Raw genomic sequence first — 20,427 nt, 5'->3', positions numbered from 1 at the left:
GCAACGGGCGGATCTATAGCGGTGAGTGCTGTAACCAGTGGCTGGCGGCTTCAGGCCAATGGTTTCAAGATGTACGTCGCGCTGCCCAGAAATAAAAAAAGCCCCGTCCATCACTGGCGGGGCTTGGGTCGATCGCGATCGAATTACTTTTTCTCGGGCGCCTTGATCTCGTCCGGTACGTCCGAGGACAGCGCCTGATGGCGGTCTTCGGTCACGCGCTTTTCGCGGGCCTTGTCGTGTTCTTCGGCGGCTTCGGCTTTTTCCTCGGCGGCTTGCTCAGGCTTGCCCTCGGCTTGCTTCTGGGCGGCGGCTTCGGTGTGCTCGTTGGCTTTCTGCACGTGGTCTTCGGACGTCTTGTCACAGGCCGCCAGGCCCAGGGCAGAAATCATCAGCAGAGCGAGGGAAAGTTTCTTGGGCATGGGACGCAACCATTGTTCTGAATGAATCCCTTTGAAACCGGCGCACGGCGATTGGTTCACCGCCAACGCCGGGCGCGACGCTCTGCCGCAGGCCATCAGCTCACGTTCAGGCGATCCAGCAGGCTGTACCAGGCCACGCCGGCGCCGATGTAGAAACGTTGTAGCCCGTGCATCGGCAGCTTTTGCAGAGGGCTGACCGGATAGGCGAAGTCGGCCTGGCTGTCGCACAGGCTGGTCGCCAGTTGCTGCCCCAGGCTGGTACACAGGGCAATGCCACGGCCGTTGCAGCCCAGCGCCAACGTCAGGCCCGGCGCGGGTTGATGCACATGCGGCATGAAGTCCCGGGTGATGGCGATGCGTCCGGCCCAGCGGTACTCGAAATCCAGCCTGCCCAACTGCGGAAACAGCAAGGCCAGCGAGCGTTCCAGATGAGCGAAATCCTGGGGTGCACCGGGGTCGGCGAAGGTGCCGCGGCCGCCCATCAGCAGGCGCCCATGGCTGTCCTTGCGGAAGTACAGCAACAGCCGCTGCGCCGTGGAAACCGTTTCCTGTCCGGGCAGAATGCTCTGAGCCGCAGCGCCCTGCAGCGGGCGGGTGGCGACGATGAAGCTGTTCGCCGCCAGGACGCTTTGCGCCATGCCCGGCCACAGGCCATCGCTGTAACCGTTGGTGGCGAGCACCACCTGGGCTGCCTTGACCGTGTGGCCGCTGGCGGTCTGCACCTGCCAGCCCGAGGCGACCGGCTGCAGCCCGATCACCGGGCTCTGCCCATGAATGCTGGCGCCGGCCGCCTGGGCTGCCCTTACCAACCCACGGGCATAGGCCAACGGTTGAATGGCGCCGGCACGGCCATCCAGCCAGCCCCCGGCAAATGCCTGGCTGCCCATGCGCGTCGCCACGTCGGCGGCATCCAGGCACTGCACCGGCACCCCGCGACGTTCCCACTGCGCGGCCCGCGCGTGCAGGCCGGCAACGCCCTTATGCGAATAGGACACCTGCATCCAGCCCTTGCGCACGGCAGCGCACTCAATGCCATGGCGATCGATCAGGTCGAACACCAGGTCGGCCGAGCGCGACACGGTGTCGATCAACGGTTCCGCCACGGCCGCGCCGTACAGCCGCACCAGTTCGTCCGGGTCATGCTTCAAGGTCGGATTGACCTGCCCGCCGTTACGTCCCGATGCCCCCCAGCCCGGCTCCCGTGCTTCCAGCACGCACACGCTGACACCACGCTCGGCCAGGTGCAGGGCAGTGGACAAGCCGGTGTACCCGGCACCGACGATCACCACATCGTACGTGCCCGATTCGCGCAGTGGCGGTGTTACCCGCGCAGGCGGCGCGGTCGCGGCCCACAGTGAAGGCACGTCGATCATGGCTGGCTCCGCGTGCTGGTGGTCGGATGCAACACCCGACGCAGGAAATCCTGGGTACGCGGATGTTGCGGATTGCCCAGCACTTCTTCGGCCGGTCCGGTTTCCACCAAGTAACCACCGTGCAGAAAGCACACGCGGTCGGCGACTTCCCGGGCAAAGCCCATCTCGTGAGTGACGACGATCATGGTCATGCCCTCGTCGGCCAAGGTGCGCATCACCTGCAGCACATCGCCCACCAACTCCGGGTCCAGCGCCGAGGTCGGTTCATCGAACAGCATCGCCTCGGGCTTCATCGCCAGCGCGCGGGCAATCGCCACGCGTTGCTGCTGGCCACCGGACAACTGTTCCGGATAGGCATCGGCCTTCTCTGCCAGTCCGACCTTGTCGAGCAATGCCAGTGCCTCGCGGCGCACCTGCGCGGCTGGCTCGTTTTTTACGTAGAGCGGCCCCTCCATCACGTTTTCCAACACGGTGCGATGGGGGAACAGATTGAAACGCTGGAACACCATGCCCATGCGGCTGCGCAGGGTATGCACCGTCTTGCTGCCGCGCTGCACGGTTTCGCCGAAAGCCAGGATCGAGCCGCCTTCATAAGTTTCCAGCGCATTGATGCAGCGCAGCAAGGTCGACTTGCCCGACCCCGACGGGCCGATCAGGCACACCACTTCGCCTTTCTGCACCTGCAGATCCACCCCGTGCAGCACGCGGTGGTCGCCATAGTTCTTCTGCAGTCCACTGATCTGGATCATGCCTTTTTCCTCCGGCTCAGACGCTGCTCCATGCGCCGCAACCCGTACACCAGCGGCAGGCTCATCAGCAGGTACAGCAAGGCCACCAAGGTGTAGACGGTCATGTTCTGGAACGTCGACGAGGCGATGAGCTGGCCCTGGCGGGTCATTTCGGCCACGGTGATGGTCGACACCAGCGACGAGTCCTTGAGCATCATCACCAACGTGTTGCCGTAGGGCGGCAGCGCGATGCGAAACGCCTGGGGCAGGATCACCCGGCGCATCATCATGAACGAACGCATGCCCAAGGCTTCTGACGCCTCGCGCTGGCCCTGGTCCACGGCAATGATGCCGGTGCGAAAGTTCTCCGCCTGATAGGCCGAGTAGGCGATGCCCATGCCGATCACCCCGGCCTGGAAGGCCGTCAGGTGAATGCCCATGTCCGGCAGCACGAAATAGATGTAGAACAGCTGCACGATGATCGGCAGCCCACGGATCACGTTGATCACCGTGCTCGCCGCCCACGACAGCGCGCGGATCGGCGACAGCTTGAGCAGCGCCAGCACCAGCCCGATCGCGCTGCTGAGCAGAAACGACAGCACCGTGATCTGGATGGTCACCCACGCGCCCTGAAGCAGAATCGGCAGGAAGTCCTGCGCGTTCTGCAAGAAGTCAGCAAGCTTCATGGTCGCTCCTCAGCCTACACGCCCCACTTCTGCACGATGCCCTGCAGCGTACCGTTGGCCTTGATGGTGTCGATGGCCTTGTTCAGGCGCTCCAGGGTTTCGCTGTCACCCTTGCGCACCACGAAGCACACATCGCCCACCTTGGCCGCCTTGTAGTCGGCAGCCAGCTTCACCCCTTTGAAGGTGTTCTGGCGAATCTGGTAGGCCACGATCGGCTGATCGGCCACGGCTGCCTTGATGCGGCCCAGGGACAGGTCGCGGACCATCTCGGCGATCGAATCGTAGGTGCGCACTTCCTGGAAGATGCCCATCTTGTTGACCAGGTCGTAGAACGCGGTGCCCGCCTGGGCGCCGATCACTTCGCCCTTCAATGCAGCCAGGTCGGGGTAGGCGGTGTTGTCGTCGGCACTGACGATCAGGCCTTCGCCGTAGGAATAGACCGGCGCGCTGAAGTCCACCACCTTGGCCCGCTCGTCGGTCTTGAGCATCCCCGCGGAAATGAAGTCCAGCTTGCCCGACGTCAAGGACGGGATCAGCGCCGCGAAGTTGGTCTGTTCCATCTGCGTGCCGAAGCCACCGGCCTCACCGACCGCCTTGGCGATGTCCACCATCATCCCCTGAATGCTGTTGCTCTTGATGTCCAGGAAGGTGAAGGGCGAACCCGTGGCGGTTGCACCAACCTTGTACAGCGGTGCCTCGGCGGCGTGCACGAGGGATGCACCAAGGGTCAGGCAGATACCGAACGCGAAACGGCGAAACAGAGGGGAGAGGCTGTTCATCGGGTCACTCCAGAAGGGATCGGAAGGTGGAGACCGCCAGGCGGACATGACCGAGGTCGCAAGCTCTATGCCATTTCATACCGAAATAATCGATTTTCAGTGACAGGAAATCGATAAACATCACGTTCGTATCGGTATCCGATTTTCAGGCGCGTAAATTGCTGTCTCTTTGCTGTTGTCCGGGTCCATTCGCCGAATATTGCCTTGAGGCTCTCATGTCCGAAGATCGCAACAGCCTGTTCAATCAATCCCTGGAAAAAGGCCTGGCCGTGCTGCGTACATTCAGCGCCAAGCGCCGCAGCATGAGCCTGGCAGAGATCGCCGAAGCCTCGCACATGACCAAAAGCTCGGCCCAGCGCATGGTCTTTACCCTGGAAAGCCTGGGTTACCTTCGGAAACACTCGCGCACCCGACATTACCAGCTGACACCCCATGTGCTGGAACTGGGCTTCAGCTACCTCGATGCTCATTCCCTGATCGAAGTTGGCAACCCGTTCCTGGCCGAACTCACCCGACTCACTGGCGAGACCGCCTGCCTGACCGAACCCACCGGCGTGGAAATGACCTACATCGCGCGCTTCGTCAGCGCCCGTTTCGTACCCGTGCACATGCCCATCGGCAGCCGCGTGCCGATGTACTGCACCGGCTCCGGCCGCGCCTACCTCAGCGCCCTGCCCGAAGCCGAAGCCCTGGCCCTGGTGCAAAGCAGCACCCGCGTTGCCCACACCCCGCACACCCACACCGAGGTGGACGACATCATGGCTTCGCTGCAAACGGTGCGTGACTGCGGCTACGCCGTGAACACCCAGGAACTCTTCCTGGGCGACATGACCATCGCCGCCCCCGTCATCGGCGGCAACGGCCGGCCCGTAGCCGCCGTCCACGTGGTAGCCCCCACCAGCCGCTGGACCCGCGCCGACGCCGAAAGCCAACTGGCACCGGCCTTGATGCAGTGCGTGCAGGTGTTGAGCAATTCGGCGCGGAGTTTGGGGTAGGGGAAAATGGAGACCTGGTTGTCCGAATATCGCCAAATTGGCGATACTGAGCCTCGTAGTGACTGGATCAGGCTGCCGAGGCTCTAGGGGTGAGCGCTCGCAGCATCAGCCGATACAGCAGTGGCCGAGAGACAGTGCCGCGGACCTTGGCGCTGGCGTGCCTGGGATGGGAAACGCTGGATCACCCGGATGCGGCTTGAAGTGTGGCTAATCTGCTTCCGATTTGGCAGTTACCACGTGTTCCCGACATCATCCAAGCGCACGGACACCACCTCGGTTGCCGGTCGTGAGCCGAATACGCTTGGCTGCAGGGCAGCGAGATTCTAGATAAGGGATGACTATGTTTGATATCACCAACTTTTGGCTTTTTATAGTTGCCGTTTTTCTGCTTTCCATAACACCAGGCCCCGACATGGCTTACGTGGTGGGGCAAAGTGTGGCAAATGGTCGGCGTGCGGGCGTCATCTCAGCGGCTGGCGTGGCCTTGGGCAGTTGCACTCACGCGTTGGCGAGTGTTGTGGGTCTCACGGCCCTGATTGCGGCCTCGCCTGTCATGTTTACCCTGGTTAAATATGTTGGCGCGATTTACCTGATCTACCTGGGTGGAAAGTTGGTGCTCGAGACCTTTGGTCGCGCACGCGCAGAAACCGCTGAAAGCGCTGACATCAAAAAAGACGCGGATCTATATGGCCTTCTGTCTAAGGGGTTCATAACGACCTTGATGAATCCAAAGGTCCTGCTGTTCTTCATTTCATTCTTTCCACAATTCGTAGCGCCTGGAGGCGAGCACCACACCGCGTCTTTCCTGGTGTTGGGATTGACCTATGCGCTGGTAGCGTTTCTAACCGACGCAACCTTTGCGATTCTGGCTGGAAGTGCCTCAAGCGGCATGTCACGCAACAGATCGCTGCAGAAATTAATGGATCGTGTCGTCGGAGGTGTGTTCATCGCGTTAGGCATCAGGCTTGCGCTGACTCGTACCTGAAAATGCCGAGGTAATCGCCGGGTTTTGCGGGTGATCACGAATCACATCCCGTGACGGATGCAGGCCATTGTTCGACGCCGCGGACTTATCGACTGCCGTGCATCCCCCAAATGCACGGCAGACCGGGTCATTACACCGCGAACGTCGCCCCACGCGCATTCACGAACAACGAATAGATCGAGTGACTGCCGGCCATGAACAGCCGGTTTCCCTCGCGCCCGCCGAAGCACACATTCGGGCAGCGTTCGGGCAGGGAAATGTGCCCGATGGCCTTGCCCTGTGGATTGAACACGCGCACGCCGTCGAGTTTTTCCAGGTCGGCCTTGGGATCACCATTGCCACCCCAGCCGCACCACAAATTACCCGCCTCGTCGCACTTGATGCCGTCGATGGCGGCGTAGTCCAACCCTTCGATATGTTTGCGGCGCTCGCCCAGAGTACCGTCGTCCTTCACATCGATCGCCCAGATCAATCGATTGGGCTTGGCCCGGCCTTCGACGACGTAGAGCAGTTTTTCATCGGGTGAAAAACACAGGCCATTCGGCCCGTTGATGTCGTCGATCACCCGCGTGACTTTCCTGCTCTCGCCGTCGATGCGGTACACCGCATGAGGTTGGGTGGGGGTGATCTTGTGGCCTTCGTAGTTGTTGATGGTCTGGAAGGGCGGATCGGTGAACCAGATGGATCCGTCGGTTTTGCAGACGACGTCATTCGGGGAGTTGAAGGGCTTGCCGTCGAAACTGTCAGCCAGCACGGTGACGGTGCCGTTGTGTTCAGTGCGCGTGATGCGGCGGCCTTCACTGGTGGTGGTAGAGCCTTCGCAGACGATCAGTCGCCCCTGGCGATCCTGGCACATGCCGTTGGAGAAGTTGGAGTGTTCGCGGTACACGGTGAAGGAGTCCGTGATTTCGTCCCAGCGCATGATGCGATTGTTGGGGATGTCGCTGACCAACAGATAGCGACCAGCGCCGATCCATACCGGCCCTTCGGCCCAGCGCAGGCCGGTGGCCAGTCTTTCGACACTGGCATTGAACACGCGCAACTCAAGGAAACTGTCGTCGAGCACGTGCAGCAGCGGGTCAGGGTAACGCTGACTCAAGGGCTCGGCGGCACTGGACAGTCGGGGCAGCGCAGTGCTGCCCACGGTGGCGAGCGTGGCGGAAACTGCGAAGGACTGTTTCAGAAAGCTGCGGCGGGTATTGCCCTTTGCTCGGTCGAGCCGTTCGGGCCCGGCGGACGAGAATGAGTCCATGTAGCGATCTCCGTAGTTTTGTTTTTATGAGGAGACGTAGTAATACCTTGTGATAGGACATCGTACAAGTATTCGGCCTTGTTTCGGGTCGCTGCTTTACAGGGATACAGGTTCCCGCGGTCCCGGTTTTTTGCTCAACGCCCTAGTTTTTCAAGTGCCGCATCGGTCAAGAAAGAAGATCGACTTTTGACATTGTGCTCACGAACAAATCGGTCGATCTGCGAAATCACGAATCCAGGCAGTGTGACGTTGACCTTTTCGGTCTTGCCCAAGTAAGGCGTTATATCGATATCGAGCATTCCCCAGCCCATGTCCGTGTATTCGGCGTCGTTACGAAGGACTGCCGTCGCGCTTGGGAGAGGAATACGCTCTCCACGAGCCGCAAGTTCCTCCAGCATGATATGAGCGATCTCGATCGCAGCACCGTAGGCCTCTTCGAACGTGTCGCCAGCGGTGATGGCGCCAGGAATGTCGGGCACCTGAATTCCGACGGCTGTAGTTTCATCGCCCCACTCGATGCAGATTGGGTAGCGCATGGATATCTCTCCTCATGAGTAGGCCGTTGCCTAGATCAAGCCGGCAAGTTTTCGAATTGCTCTAACCGTACCAACCGGCAGATCCTTCTTTGGGTGTGGAACAGGAACTGTTTGCGTACGCCTTGGATGCTTGAACATGTGATGACTTCCGGCGATGCGATCTAGAATCCAACCGGCCTGCTCCAGCTCGCGTATTAGCTGTCTGCTCTGCACTCAGCACTCCTTGCGCACGAGGACTTTATAACTCTAGAGGTATTTTTTCAAGATCGAGGAACCCGTATAGGGTATCTGAGGCTACCGTCCGAGTCGTAAAGCTCAATGGTTACGAAAGTTTCCAATCAGCACCTTTCATTGCAGACCCGACCACCTGCATCAAGTCCACCTCCCCATGGCCGATAGCAAAAGCAATGCAAGCCACGCCCCGCGTGCGCTGTGCAACCTTTCCAGCGAGCCATGTGATGAACCTCTTCAAACGATTCAACCCCGCCCGCGCACTCAGCCAGGGTGCCGTGAGCCTGAGCTGCACGGCCAGTGAGTTGGACCGCGCCCTGGCCGGTCTGCGCGCGGATCCCGTGCTGGTGACAGGCTTCGTCTCGCCTCACCTGGACATCGACAAGGTCGCGGCCAGCGTTCGGCAGCGCTTTCCCAATGGCACCATCAGCCTGTGCACCACTTCGGGCGAGCTGTGCAACAGCGCGGATGGTCTGTACTGCGCGGCGGGCGAGCACTGGGACCGCATCGTGCTGCAGTGTTTCGAGCGCAATGTGATTGCCTCGGCGGAAGTGGTCATGGTGCCGCTGGAGTGCGAAGACATCCGCAACGGTGGCAAACGCATGGAGATGCGCGAGCGCATCGCGAAGCTGGTCGCCAACATCAAGCGCGTCCAGGTCAGTACGCCCATCGACCACCGCGATACCTTGGCCTATGTGGTTTTCGACGGGCTGTCGGCTTCCGAATCGTTCTTCATGGAAGCGCTTTACGAGTCGGGCCGCTTTCCCTGCCTGTTCGTCGGCGGCTCTGCGGGCGGCAAGTCGGACTTCCAGAAAACCCTGATCCACGACGGCAAACGCAGCTACCAGAATCATGCCCAGATCGTCTTTCTCAAGACCGCACCGGACATCCGTTTCGGTGTGTTCAAGAGCCAGAACTTCGAGCCGGCCGGGCTGACGTTCAGCGTGCTCACCGCCTCCGTCGAAGACCGCACCATCGATCAGGTGATCGACAGCAGCGGCAACATCATGAGCATGGTCCAGGCCCTGTGCAACGCGTTCAAGTGCGACAGCCATTCCCTGGAAAAAAACCTGGCCGAGTACTCCTTCGCCATCCGCGTCGGCAGCGAATTGTTCGTGCGTTCCATTGCCCGTATCGACCATGCCCAACAGATCATCCAGTTGTTCTGCGACGTTGCGCCGGGCGAAGAGCTGGTCATGGTCAAGCGCACGCCGCTGCGTCAGGCCACGGAAAAAGACTACCGACAGTTCCTGCAAGGCAAGGGCGGCCAACCGGTGGCTGCCATCCTCAACGATTGCATCCTGCGCAGGCTCAACAACGCCAATGACTTGGGCAGCATGCGCGGCCTGTTTGGCGACGTGCCGGTAGTGGGTTTCTCGACCTTCGGTGAAATCCTCGGCTTGAATCTCAACCAGACCCTGACCGCGATTTTCTTCTTCCGCGTCGCCAAGGGCGCATCCTTCACCGACGAGTATGTGGATAACTTCATCGCCCACTATGGCGAGTTCAAAGCCTTCTTCCTGCGCCGCCAGCTCAAGAAAATGGTCGGCCTCAACCACGTGGTGGTGAAACAGATCGAAGCCTTCAAACGCAACGATTTCACCAGCGCCCTCGACACCCGCGGCCTGGACACCGGCATCCTCCCCGTTTTCAAAGGGCTCGCCGCTCTGGGCCAGGTGCTCGCCGACACTGGGGAACACCAACAGCAGATGGCCACCCAGATCAACCATTATTCCGGCGAGCTGCACCTCTCCATGGACGACCTGGCGGCCACCATCGACCGGCAGAATACCGTTTCGACCCAGGCCGGCAGCACCGTCGAAGATCTCGCCCGGCAGGCCGACCAAGCGGTGATCGGCGCGCGCGCCCTGGCCAGTTCGAGCCTGCAGATTCAATCCATCGTCCAGGTGATTCAGCAGATCGCCGGCCAGACCAACCTGCTCGCGCTCAACGCCGCCATCGAAGCAGCCCGCGCTGGCGATCTGGGAAGGGGCTTCGCCGTGGTGGCCGACGAGGTTCGCAAACTGGCGGAGATCACCCGCAAGAATGCAGCGGACATCGGCGTGGATGTCGATCTGCTGTCGAGCGAGATCCAGCGAGTGGCTCAGCAGATCGAAGATCAGTCCACAGGAGTGAGTGCGTTGAGGGAGATGCTGGACACCTTGGAGGCGTCGAGCCAGGCAACCGAGGGGACGGCGAGGCGGACCAAGGGGATTGCGGATACGTTGACCGAGTTGACGCGGCGGTAGGGGAGTTCCAGCAGGTTGACGAGGGGGCCAGCATCAAAGCCTGAACCCCTCGACGATATGCTCGGCCAACGCATCGATCATCGGCGACCGAGTATCGGGGTTGCGCAGCAGCATGATGCTCGCCAATGGCAACAAGGGCATGCCCTCGGCTTCGCCGATGATCCGCAGCCCCGGCGTGATCAGGCTCTGCAGCTGTGCGGTGACCGCCAGGCCAACGCCGACCGCGGCCATTATCGCCGCGAGGCTGGGGCTGGAATAGGCGATCCGGTAGGGCTTCTGCCCGGCGTCCAGGGCATTGCACGCCCATATCCGGCAAAAACAATCGGTATTGAACATCGCCAGTGGCACGGGCGTTTGTTCATGGAGAAAAAAGCCCTCGGCTTCGGCCCACACGAAGCGCTCCTGACGCAGCAACTGGCCCACCTCTCGCCCAGGTTCACGGGTAACGATCGTCAGATCCAGGTCCTTGCGTTGCATCAACTGCCGGGAGCTCTCGCAATGCACTTCCACCTGCACCAGCGGAAACGCCTGAGCAAAGCCGGACAAGATCCCCGGCAGAAAGCGCATCGCGTAGTCGTCCGGAGTACCGATGCGGACGGTGCCGACCATGTGCGGCTCGCGCAATGTGGTGAACACTTCGCTGTGCAATTTGAGAATGCGGCGCGCGTAACCCAACAGAATCTGCCCTTCAGCCGTCAGCTTCACCTGCCGGCCATCGCGCTCGAACAGTTGCCGACACAGCACGTCTTCCTCGAGCCGCTTCATCTGCATGCTCACCGCCGACTGGGTGCGGTTCACCCGCTCACCGGCCTTGGTGAAACCGCCCTCATCGGCGATGGCCACGAAGGTACGCAGGACTTCCGAATCGATGCTCTGGTAGTGGGACATTGATCAATCTCTGAGATGCACTGCATTCAAAACATTCGTTGGATTGATGTTAAGCCTGAACCGAGAATCAAGCCATCAACCCGGAGGATGAGCAGATGAAAGGTCAAATAGTGAATGCCTATGTCTCGCACAACTGCTGCACCCAAAGTGAATCAGCAAGATCTTTTGCCAATCCATGGAAGCGCATCGCGCGCTGGTGTGAACTGGCCCGGCAACGGCATCAACTGGAGCAGATGAGTGACGCCGGGCTCAAGGACCTGGGCTTGAGCCGAGCGGATATCTATAAGGAGATCGAACGCCCGTTCTGGGATGATCCGTTTTGCAAGTGAGGGCGGCAGACGTGTGAACTCATACGCCAAACCCTGCAGTACATGGCGGAGCGAGGCCAGTTGCCCTTCAAGTCCGTTTTGATCACCGAGGACGATGAAGCCTTGCTTGAAACGGTGCGGGAACGGTTGGCGAATCCTCAGCGAGTCAAGGTTTCGCTGGATGACCTATAGCCTTAGAGTTGTCACCACCCGCTCCTCGCCATTGGCCTAGCGCCCGGTAACCCCCTTCGCCACTTGCACGCGGAGCACCTTGTTGGCAGCGGTGATATAGGCCCAACTGCCTTGTTCATCCGAGCAGAACGTCAGGTTGCTGGTGTCGCTCGCGCTTACCAACAGTTTGCCCAGCGACTTGCCGGCTGCGGAAAAGACCTGGATCCCTTCCTTGCTGCTGCTCCAGACATTGCCAAGCGCATCCACCTTGATACCGTCGGGAATGCCGGATTCTATCTCGGCAAAGACCTTGCCGTTGCTCAAACGACCGTCGCGGACCTGATAGACCATGATGCGGTGGGCCAGCGTCTTGTTGCTGAAGTCATGGGCCATTTGCGAGTCGGCCACATACAACCGCTGTTGATCCGGCGAGAAGGCCAGCCCGTTGGGTGAGTGCAGTTCTGGCGTCTCGAGACGGGTGATCTCACCGGTTTCGGGCACATAGCGATAGACGAACTCCCCACCCTGCTCGGGTGTGCCGCCATAGCCTTCGCTTTTGCTTAGCACCCCGAAGGTGGGGTCGGAAAACCAGAGCGTGCCGCTGTTATCGGCCACCACATCGTTCGGGCTGTTCAACCGCTTGCCCTGGTACGTGTCGACCAGGGTCCGCCACTCACCATTGGCCTCCTGCCGCACGATACCGCGCTTGCCGTGAGACGCCGCGACCACACGGCCCTGCGCGTCCAGCGTATGCCCGTTCTGGAAGTCTGCCGGTTCCAGCCAGGTCGACACGCCATCCTTCGCTTGCCAGCCGCTGACCTTGTTCGCCTTGATATCGCTCCATATCAGACGACCATCCTGCAGACACAGCGGCCCCTCGGCCCACTTCGCCTGATCGGTGAGCAGCTCGACCCGGGCCTTGGCGTCGACCAACTGGCTGAACGCCGGGTCGGTGACCACTTGCCGGACAGACGCCGCTGCAGTGGCTGCGCTGGCAGAACCTGCGACCAGAATCGCGCTGCCCAACAACCAGGACGAAGGGCTCAGGAACAGTTTTTTAAAGGTTGGATTCATGTGTTCAGGTCCGTTGGAAATCAGTAGGCACAGCTGCCGTTCGTGCGTTTGTCAGCCGCACTTGGCTTGAGTTTGATGATCAACTGAACATTGGGTTCATCGGCTACGGTGCGGGTCAGGGACCGAGCGCCGACACATGACTGCAGGAATAACTTTCCGGAGCAGGTAGGTTGGTGAAATTTGAGGTAGTGTTTCTAACGCACCAGACAAGCCCCCAGGCTGGAAATGCAAAACCCTTGTTCATAGACCGAGTGAGCTTTCATGAATCGCCGCAATTTCATTCTAGGCGCCGGCACGGCAGTGTTGATGTTGAAAGTCGCGGCCATTCAGGCCAAAGATCCAACGGCCAACAGTGAAACAGTCCAGCTGTGGAGCGACGTCCCGCCAGGGGGAGGCGGACCCTCGGGCAACCACCTGCTCACATCCCATGGCTCGCTAAGCAACGTCACCCGTCCATACCTACAGATCTTCAGACCCGTCAAACCCAACGGAAAAGCGGTGATTGTCTCTGCCGGTGGCGGGTACAAACGAATCGAACTGGGGATCGAGGGATGGCCCTTGGCGGAGTGGCTCACGGAGCGCGGGTACACCGCGTACGTGCTGGCCTACCGTTTGCCGAGTGAAGGCTGGAACGCCGGCAACATCGTCGCACTGCAAGATGCACAACGCGCGCTGCGCATAGTCCGCAGCCGGGAAAGCCACGTCTCGCTACTAGGCTTTTCAGCCGGTGGACATCTGATGGGCATGACCGCAACGCTTGGCGATTCTCAGACCTATGCAGCGCAGGACAGCATCGACTCGCTATCCGCCGTGGTTGAAGGAGCGGCGTTAATCTATCCACCGATTACGTTGGAGCGGCCTTATACACATACCTCGACCCACAAGGTGCTGGTGGGGCCAGACGCGTCGGCGCAAAAAGAGGCTGAGTGGTCTGTGCAGAATCGGGTGACCGGGAACACCCCGCCCGAGTTTTTGGTGCAGGCGGAGGATGACTCGGTGGTGGATCCGCACAATACGCTGATCATGGCTGCGGCGTGTGAGCAGCGTGGGGTGGCTGTGGAGATGCATCGGTATGCAACAGGGGGGCATGGGTTTGGGTTGGGGAGGAGGGGGACTGCGGCTGGGGAGTGGCCGGGGAGGTATGAGGCGTGGTTGGGGAGGTTGGGGTGATGTGTGATTGGCGTTGCCGCGGCGGTTTTGTCCGCTGTAGTGCGGCACCAAGATTCGAAAATCTTAATAACTAATTGATTTAATAATTAATATTGCAGATCGAGGTGTGCTATCCCTGAAAATATCTTTTGGTGCCTGCACTGTGCTACATAGATGTATATGAAGTCTACCCAAGGCCATGCGCTTGTGGTGTGCCAGCACGTGTTGCGTGTCGAACCTGCAATCCTCCCCAGCTATGTCAAGCGACAGCAAAGTACCGAAGCCTACGATTACCCAGTGACTACTAACGAAAAATCCACTATCCGGCGCTTTGGCCATTCTGATAGCTAACATAGCCTCGCTCGCGCCTCGCTACACAAAATGAGCGAATCCCTATCGCAGCTTGGAAACTCCACCCTCTCGCGCGCACTTTTCTCTTGAGAAAACTAAGGACTGTTTTTCACTAGAATAGTGGGAGCTGCCGCTTACAACCCGGCACGATCCACTCGTTGCGGTCAACCATCATCCGAAATCAGCAGATGCGAGCATCGCGGGGTCCACCCAGCCATCGCCGGAGGTGTATTTTCTACCGTTTTCGCTTGACGATGGCTGTTGATTTGGTAGAAAAATACAGTGGCAACTTGCCACTGTGCGGCATCGCTGTCTATATCATGTGGGTGGCGAACAAAAAAAATACTACTACTGAACAGGATCACTAGCTACCTGAGGTAGGTATTCAATCATGCTGGTTTATTAAGGACAAGGGAATGCGTGGATCAACGTGGACGAAATGGGATTTGCACCTGCATAGCCCGCTGACAAACTTAAATAACCAATTCAAAATATCTATCGATGAATATGCCCAAAAGATCATTGAGCAAGATATCGCTCTAATTGGCGTGACTAATTATTTCTTCTTTCAAGAAGACGAACTTGAGAAGATTCGAGACGCTTTGCTTCGGTTAAATTCTAAAGTTACTGTGCTCGGAAACTTAGAGTTTCGATTAACGCAGCCCAACAAGGATGGCGAATGGATTAACGTTCATTTGATATTTTCGGAACGATTCTCGACAAAGCATATAAATTCGGTTCTTGAAAAATTTAAAGTAATGAACACCAATAATCAAGGTATGACTATTTGGTGTTCAGAAGAGTCCTTTAAAGATAACTGTGTGAAAATTTCTGACGTAGTTGTCGATCTAAAGGCGTTGATTGAACATGTTCAAGGCTCAATGCAGCTAGGCAGTGATTTCTTGTTGGCTATATGTCCTTGTGGGTATGGAGGTTTTCAACCCAAGGCGACTGAAGGGCGTTCAGTGGCGGTAGCTAAAGAAATTGATAAAGTTGGTCAGCTAGTTTTTGGCAGGGAAAGAGATAGGGAGTTCTTCCTTGACACGAAACGATATGAAGGGGCGATCGCTAAGCCGGTTTACATTTGTTCCGACGCGCATGAAATTGGTTTAGTTAGCTCTAAATATACTTGGGTCAAAGCCTCTCCAAATTTCCAGGGCTTAAGGCAGACCATCTTTGAACCGGCCGACAGAGTGCAACAATCAGACCATTTCACTGAAAAAAATTTCATCAAACCATATTTTAGTGAGATATCTATATCTGGCAGAATTTTCGAGGATAGTGAACTCAGCTTTAAGCAACAAGAGATACTCTTGAACCCTAATTTAGTCGCTATCATTGGGGGGAGAGGAACTGGAAAAAGTATCTTTTTAGATTCTATGCTTTCAAGACTCAGCAAACAGTCGTCCTCCCAGCGAGCTGGCGAAGTTAGTGTTGAAAAGATTTCAATTGTTTTGAATCAAGGTGGTGATTCGGGTAAGCGTTTAGCCTTCGATGAGCTTACTAATGATGCTTACTCTTACTTGCACGTATCGCAAGGGGATATTCATAACTTTAGCAAAAATCCTGGATCATTAAGCGCAGAAATAAAGCGAATGTTGAGCATCAGAGACGAAGAGTTCGATTCGGTAACTACTCAAGAGCTTAGTGAGAATCTAAGTGCTTATCGAGAGTTTATTGAGTTTTGGCAGTCAAAGGATAGCTCTGGCGAGTTGGTGAATACACCGCAATACCAAAATGGCGTCATCGAGAAAAACTCAAAATTGATAAGCACTTTAACCAGTGAGCAAAATAAAAATTTGATTGAGCAGTATAAAGCAAATTCCAGTATCTTAAACGGATACGCAAAGATCTCAACAAGTTCTAGCGAATTAAAAGCTCTGATTGAGCGGACGCTTAAATCTCTGAATGAAAGAATAATAGACTATAACAATCAGAATTTAAAAGCCAAGAGTGTAGAGCCTATAAATGCAGAACAGGCGTTGCTTACCTTAGCTAATAATATTGAAGGAGCTCATCAAGAATCTCTTAAGATCTCCACTGCTAATGACTATATTAAGGCGGAATTTACGAAGCAAGGCATAAATCAGGATATTTCGTCGCTTCTTAACAAGGTAAATGAATTTCAATCGTACATAGATCGCGCCCACCAAAAGCTTGTTGAAATACATGAAAAAACTGAACGGTACCACAATCTGGTAAGGCGCAGAGGTGAACTGGCAACAAGTTATAACATGTTTATCGAGAAAAATAGATTGGCGGTAGATGTCGCGTTTGGAACATTGCAGCAGATCAATGGCGAGTGGAATGAAGAACAAAATAATATCGTGCAGAATATACTTAAAAACATTAGCATCACCGGCACCGCTACCTTTGATGCTGACAAATTTTATAGGGGCATAGAAAATTGCCTCAATCGGGGCAAATTTCGATCTTCTGGCGATAAATCCACAAGAAAAAAACTGGAGGAAACGTTTAACGTCACTGATAGTGCTTCACTCCTCAAACTTATTAGCGGCCAGAAAATAATTTTTATAAATGAGAAGCACGTTAGTATTGAGGAGTTTTTTTGGGAGACTGAATACTTTAACCAAGGAGGGCGATACGAGCTAATGAACTATCTTTTCAATCCCAGATCGCTTCAGGATTACTATTATGTGAATGCGCAATTTACTTATAAGGGTAAGCCGGTAAATAAGCTGTCCGTTGGGCAGCGCGGTACTTTTTATGTTTGCTTGAAGCTTGCTACAGATCCTTTTGGCAGCCCATTTGTCTTCGATCAGCCAGAGGATGACCTTGATAATGAGTTTATTGTGTCGGACTTGGTTCCGCTATTCAAATCAATCAAGAAGTATCGGCAAGTTATAATCGTGACCCATAACGCGAATCTTGTAGTCAATTCGGATGCCGAGCAAGTCATTGTTGCCAATAACGATGGGGAAATAATTTCTTACGTGGCCGGTGCTCTCGAAGATGGAAGCGTTAGAGCTGAGCAAGGGATAAAAGCAATGGTATGCCGCATACTAGAAGGTGGTCATACTGCCTTCGAAAACCGTGAGCGCAAGTACGGGATCGCGTAGAGGCTGCATAGTAGGGCGCTATTAGTAGCGCCCTACGTCGGTATTATCGGAGAATTTATACGTGATTTCTGTGTCGGAATTTGCCAGTTTCTATATGTCGTGCGTTCATGTTGCTAAATTTATCGTTTGACTTGTGCTAACATTTTTAAGGATCGATTTATTCTTCAGGTAAGCCGTTTTTCGGGTTTGTGAAACACTTGATTATGAGAAAAATCTATGGCGTCGAATAAAAACCAACACTTTGTTCCAAAATGTTATCTAAGGCCATTTACTCTGGATGGCGAAGGGGCAGCTATCAATGTGTACAACCTTGACCGAAAAAAAATTATTCCCAATGCACCTGTTAAGAATCAATGTTCTAGCGATTATTTTTACGGCCAGGATGAGCAGCTTGAGAAAGCGACACAGTCTTTAGAACAAGCATATGCGGCAGTTTTACGTAAGACCCTGAAGCCTGGCTGCAAATTAACCCAAGGCCACAAGGAAATCCTCCAAATTTTTTGGCTATTCCAACATCTGCGCACCGAGGGGGCAGGTCGACGGGCAGCCAAAATGTTTAACGATATGATAGACCCTGTGAATGCGGCAGGCGCATTCTCGTTAAACATCAAGGAAGCGGTACAATCGGCTATGCATGTTTTTGCTGAATGTATGCACTCGGTGTCAGATTTAAAAATTTGCCTTTTGAAAAATTCCACCAACGTTCCGTTTGTAACTTCGGATGATCCTGCAGTTCTCACCAATAGATGGCAGCTGGAAGATAAGAGAACCCGAGGTGGTTCACTTGGTCTCAGGGATGCGGGGGCTATTATTTTGCTACCTTTATCTCCAAGATTATATTGCATAGGTTATGATGCCGATGTTTACAGGATTCCAAGTGATGATGGAAGTTTGATGGTTCGGCAGGTTTCCGATGTTGAAAGCCTTAACGAATTTCAGCTATTGAATTGTCGAGCCAATCTTTTTCTCAAGGACTTGAATTACGCGGATGAGCTTCATAAATTCGTGCGTGAGCTGTGCCATCGCCGCTCGGCTGAACGACACAGAATAAACTTTGCGGTTTTCGATGGGGTAGCAGTAGGTACTCATAAAAAATATCAGGTGGTTCCAAAGTCGGAGTTCATAAAACATAATGACGGAATAATGCATGCAGAGACCATCTATACGTCTCCAACAAAATGGCCTAGTTTTTTGCTAAGACGAAATAAAAGCTGCGCATATTATAACGGAACAGGGTTAGGGTATCTAAGGCGCGCTCCAGCGTCGCTCATTTACACTGATCGGCCTTTCTTAAAAATTTCACCATACAAAAGTTAGAAGTGGCGGTATCAAGTTTTGATATGAGTCATCATTAATTTTAGGGCTTAATCAAGCATATTCGCTACTCTAGACAATTAGGATGGGTGCAAGTAAGGCTGCCTGAGCTTCAACAGGATGATATTATCAATATCATAGACGAATTGAGGGGAGTGGGATAGCAGCATGAAACTGGCCCAGGATTCCTGCATAATGTCAGCTGTCGGAAAATTAAGAGAGAGGACGCAATCTCCACATCCGTAGGTAGCTGCGCATGGCGCAATTTCTTGCGCTCGCAACCATTAGGATTTGGTTCCACTCAAGGAGAAAAGGACCATGTTTTTTCTAGACGGCGAGCGAGCATCCGTACCATCAGCAAGTAGTAATACCGCGTAGCCTCGCTGCGTCCGCTCAAGCGATTTTCGAGAAACCACACATATGTTTCCTTTGCTAGGTCCATGGGTTTTAACGCTGCCAACGTTTTACGGTTGCAACTTGAATGCTTTTTGCTTGGCGCAAATGGCGTTGCCGCGTTGCGTGCGAACTAATTAGCACGCCAGCCAAGACCAGTTCCATATCGAATGCCTTACTCATATCCGACCTCCTATGTAGGCAGCGACCACATCTATTCGTCCGTGCCCGAGCTCATAGCCGATTAGCGCCCGGGCCGCTCGATCAAGGCGCTGATTTAGCCGGTAACATTCACCATCGTTTATAGGTGCTCGATGACGCTTAGCTGTGCCAGCCGTATTTTTTCAAAGGTCGCTCCTTTTAAACGGGATGGCTTTGCAGCCCCTTTTAAAAAGACCCGCGCGGGAGAGCTTCATGCGGCGCGGCGTGTAATTTCACAGCGAGTTTGTAGCGGTGGGGCGGCAGGCTACTCTGCCCAATTGGCACTGAGAATCCGCGTGACGTTCTCGCCCGACCGCTCGGCAAATTCATGCGGCGTCATATGGTAGTCGCGATTCGCCTCCAGAAACCGGCTCCACCAAGTCATGATCATCCGGCGTTCTTCAAGGAGTTCGGCCTTGTGGATATACGCGGCGCGGACATTGTCCCGCTCCTTATGGCTCATCTGCCGCTCGATGGACGTCTCCGACCACAATCCGGACTCGATCAGTCGCTGCACGCCATGGAGCGAAAGCCGTGGCCGCAGATGTCCACTTTAGCGTCGTAGCCCATCGTCCTCAAAGCAGCTTTCACTGTGTTCTCGGACATTAGTTTCCATGGTTTGGCATCTCAAGCAAACACTAGGTCGAATTTGCCGGTGATCTTGTGGATCTGCTCCAGCAAGGTCACCGCTTGCGGGGGTAAGGGTACAAGGTGAATTTCTCCGCCATTTTGTACCGAGTGTGGAAAAGGGTACGACGTCCAGCGCTGGGCGGGTGTCAGGGATTTCCCAGATGCCGCGCTTGAGGTCGAATTTGTTCCACCTTGCAAAGCGCAGTTGGCTAGGGCGCACAAACATGTAAAGCCATAGTGGCCGAAATTCTGCGCGGCGTTTGCGTACGGGGGAGAGGGGGATATTTGATAGGGGCTTGGGCGGCGGTGATTGAACCAACGTCTTCGCGGCCACTGGCCGCTCCTACAGGGATTGTGCGTGAGTCGGACCCCCGACCAAAGCCATAAACAAAAAAGGCCCACCTTGCGGTGAGCCTTTCTCGTCAAACTATGGTGCCGGCACCAGGAATCGAACCCGGGACCTACTGATTACAAGTCAGTTGCTCTACCATCTGAGCTATACCGGCAAGTGAGGGCGCTGATTATAGCCATTCGATCGCCCGAGTAAACCCCCCTGCGGCATAATTTCTTCGTCTTTAGCTCTTAACCCGTCAGTGCTTATGCACATTCGGCGTGCCAACCCGGTCGACCGTTCG

The 20,427-nt window shown here is 55.7% G+C and carries 17 protein-coding genes, 1 tRNA gene and 4 pseudogenes; 9 read left to right on the top strand and 13 right to left on the bottom strand.

The annotated features are described in order from the left end of the window. Window positions 1-143: 143 nt before the first annotated feature. The 5 genes from B2V21_RS15970 to B2V21_RS15950 form a co-directional block, all read right to left on the bottom strand. Window positions 144-419 carry a hypothetical protein gene (locus B2V21_RS15970; RefSeq protein WP_134722775.1) on the bottom strand — a complete coding sequence of 92 codons (276 nt, stop codon included), beginning with the start codon at window positions 417-419 and terminating at the stop codon, window positions 144-146. Between the two features lie 95 nt (window positions 420-514). Continuing rightward, window positions 515-1,783 (bottom strand): NAD(P)/FAD-dependent oxidoreductase, encoded by a 1,269-nt coding sequence (locus B2V21_RS15965; RefSeq protein ID WP_286917370.1) that lies wholly within the window; start codon window positions 1,781-1,783, stop codon window positions 515-517. Window positions 1,784-1,788: 5 nt separating this feature from the next. Next, entirely contained in the window at window positions 1,789-2,541 is a 753-nt protein-coding gene (locus B2V21_RS15960; RefSeq protein ID WP_192000811.1) for an amino acid ABC transporter ATP-binding protein, read from the bottom strand. Continuing rightward, on the bottom strand, window positions 2,538-3,206 hold the full coding sequence (ehuD, locus tag B2V21_RS15955; RefSeq protein WP_049861617.1) for an ectoine/hydroxyectoine ABC transporter permease subunit EhuD: 669 nt from the start codon (window positions 3,204-3,206) through the stop codon (window positions 2,538-2,540). Before ehuD ends, B2V21_RS15960 begins: the two co-directional genes overlap by 4 nt. Window positions 3,207-3,220: 14 nt before the next feature. Then, window positions 3,221-3,985: an ABC transporter substrate-binding protein gene (locus B2V21_RS15950; RefSeq protein ID WP_286917356.1), complete on the bottom strand. Its 765-nt coding sequence runs from the start codon at window positions 3,983-3,985 to the stop codon at window positions 3,221-3,223. A 215-nt stretch (window positions 3,986-4,200) separates the two neighbouring features. Here B2V21_RS15950 and B2V21_RS15945 point away from each other — a divergent pair, with 215 nt between their 5' ends. Together B2V21_RS15945 and B2V21_RS15940 are read left to right on the top strand one after the other, a co-directional pair. Beyond that, entirely contained in the window at window positions 4,201-4,980 is a 780-nt protein-coding gene (locus B2V21_RS15945) for an IclR family transcriptional regulator (protein WP_056844525.1), read from the top strand. A 340-nt stretch (window positions 4,981-5,320) separates the two neighbouring features. Continuing rightward, window positions 5,321-5,965 carry a LysE family translocator gene (locus B2V21_RS15940; RefSeq protein WP_049861742.1) on the top strand — a complete coding sequence of 215 codons (645 nt, stop codon included), beginning with the start codon at window positions 5,321-5,323 and terminating at the stop codon, window positions 5,963-5,965. Window positions 5,966-6,095: 130 nt separating this feature from the next. Here the strand turns inward: B2V21_RS15940 and B2V21_RS15935 are convergent, their stop codons facing one another. The 3 genes from B2V21_RS15935 to B2V21_RS15925 form a co-directional block, all read right to left on the bottom strand. Continuing rightward, on the bottom strand, window positions 6,096-7,217 hold the full coding sequence (locus B2V21_RS15935) for an SMP-30/gluconolactonase/LRE family protein (protein WP_286917355.1): 1,122 nt from the start codon (window positions 7,215-7,217) through the stop codon (window positions 6,096-6,098). Window positions 7,218-7,351: 134 nt separating this feature from the next. After that, window positions 7,352-7,753: a type II toxin-antitoxin system HicB family antitoxin gene (locus B2V21_RS15930; RefSeq protein WP_049861621.1), complete on the bottom strand. Its 402-nt coding sequence runs from the start codon at window positions 7,751-7,753 to the stop codon at window positions 7,352-7,354. A 30-nt stretch (window positions 7,754-7,783) separates the two neighbouring features. Continuing rightward, entirely contained in the window at window positions 7,784-7,966 is a 183-nt protein-coding gene (locus tag B2V21_RS15925) for a type II toxin-antitoxin system HicA family toxin (protein WP_282348370.1), read from the bottom strand. A gap of 194 nt (window positions 7,967-8,160) precedes the next feature. On the opposite strand from B2V21_RS15925, the pseudogene B2V21_RS21635 reads away from it, so the two are divergent. After that, a pseudogene (locus B2V21_RS21635) lies at window positions 8,161-9,366 on the top strand (FIST signal transduction protein); the annotation flags it as partial. A 159-nt stretch (window positions 9,367-9,525) separates the two neighbouring features. Continuing rightward, the gene (locus B2V21_RS21630) at window positions 9,526-10,233 is read left to right on the top strand and encodes a methyl-accepting chemotaxis protein (protein WP_414708413.1); all 708 of its coding nucleotides are present in this window, start codon (window positions 9,526-9,528) and stop codon (window positions 10,231-10,233) included. Between the two features lie 33 nt (window positions 10,234-10,266). On the opposite strand, the gene B2V21_RS15915 is transcribed toward B2V21_RS21630, so the two are convergent. Beyond that, window positions 10,267-11,121: a LysR family transcriptional regulator gene (locus B2V21_RS15915; RefSeq protein ID WP_049861623.1), complete on the bottom strand. Its 855-nt coding sequence runs from the start codon at window positions 11,119-11,121 to the stop codon at window positions 10,267-10,269. Between the two features lie 95 nt (window positions 11,122-11,216). Between B2V21_RS15915 and B2V21_RS15910 the strand changes: the two genes are divergently transcribed. Both B2V21_RS15910 and B2V21_RS15905 read left to right on the top strand, forming a co-directional pair. Beyond that, window positions 11,217-11,450: a DUF1127 domain-containing protein gene (locus B2V21_RS15910; protein ID WP_286917353.1), complete on the top strand. Its 234-nt coding sequence runs from the start codon at window positions 11,217-11,219 to the stop codon at window positions 11,448-11,450. Window positions 11,451-11,465: 15 nt separating this feature from the next. Beyond that, window positions 11,466-11,621: pseudogene (locus tag B2V21_RS15905) on the top strand (type II toxin-antitoxin system RelB/DinJ family antitoxin); the annotation flags it as partial. A gap of 36 nt (window positions 11,622-11,657) precedes the next feature. Here B2V21_RS15905 and B2V21_RS15900 read toward each other — a convergent pair. Further along, window positions 11,658-12,674, bottom strand: coding sequence for an SMP-30/gluconolactonase/LRE family protein (locus B2V21_RS15900; RefSeq protein WP_286917352.1), 1,017 nt, complete (start codon window positions 12,672-12,674; stop codon window positions 11,658-11,660). Window positions 12,675-12,935: 261 nt separating this feature from the next. On the opposite strand from B2V21_RS15900, the gene B2V21_RS15895 reads away from it, so the two are divergent. The 3 genes from B2V21_RS15895 to B2V21_RS15885 all read left to right on the top strand — a co-directional run bounded on the left by B2V21_RS15895 (window position 12,936) and on the right by B2V21_RS15885 (window position 18,571). After that, window positions 12,936-13,844, top strand: coding sequence for an alpha/beta hydrolase (locus B2V21_RS15895; RefSeq protein ID WP_286917351.1), 909 nt, complete (start codon window positions 12,936-12,938; stop codon window positions 13,842-13,844). Between the two features lie 746 nt (window positions 13,845-14,590). Beyond that, window positions 14,591-17,254 carry a TrlF family AAA-like ATPase gene (locus B2V21_RS15890; protein ID WP_286917350.1) on the top strand — a complete coding sequence of 888 codons (2,664 nt, stop codon included), beginning with the start codon at window positions 14,591-14,593 and terminating at the stop codon, window positions 17,252-17,254. A 216-nt stretch (window positions 17,255-17,470) separates the two neighbouring features. Continuing rightward, window positions 17,471-18,571, top strand: a complete 1,101-nt coding sequence (locus B2V21_RS15885) for a DUF4238 domain-containing protein (protein WP_286917349.1) — start codon at window positions 17,471-17,473, stop codon at window positions 18,569-18,571. Window positions 18,572-19,140: 569 nt separating this feature from the next. Here the strand turns inward: B2V21_RS15885 and B2V21_RS15875 are convergent. The 3 genes and pseudogenes from B2V21_RS15875 to B2V21_RS15865 all read right to left on the bottom strand — a co-directional run. Beyond that, window positions 19,141-19,272 (bottom strand): annotated as a pseudogene (locus B2V21_RS15875) (integrase); the annotation flags it as partial. A 155-nt stretch (window positions 19,273-19,427) separates the two neighbouring features. Continuing rightward, a pseudogene (locus B2V21_RS15870) lies at window positions 19,428-20,096 on the bottom strand (tyrosine-type recombinase/integrase); the annotation flags it as partial. 126 nt (window positions 20,097-20,222) lie between these two features. Beyond that, window positions 20,223-20,298: transfer RNA gene (locus tag B2V21_RS15865), tRNA-Thr, on the bottom strand. Between the last annotated feature and the right edge of the window lie 129 nt (window positions 20,299-20,427).

Origin of the sequence: Pseudomonas sp. UBA6276 (assembly GCF_002438365.1) — a bacterium.
GTDB classification, from domain to species: domain Bacteria; phylum Pseudomonadota; class Gammaproteobacteria; order Pseudomonadales; family Pseudomonadaceae; genus Aquipseudomonas; species Aquipseudomonas coleopterorum.
The sequence above is the reverse complement of the archived record's forward strand: the minus strand, read 5'-3'. Positions and strand labels throughout refer to the sequence as shown.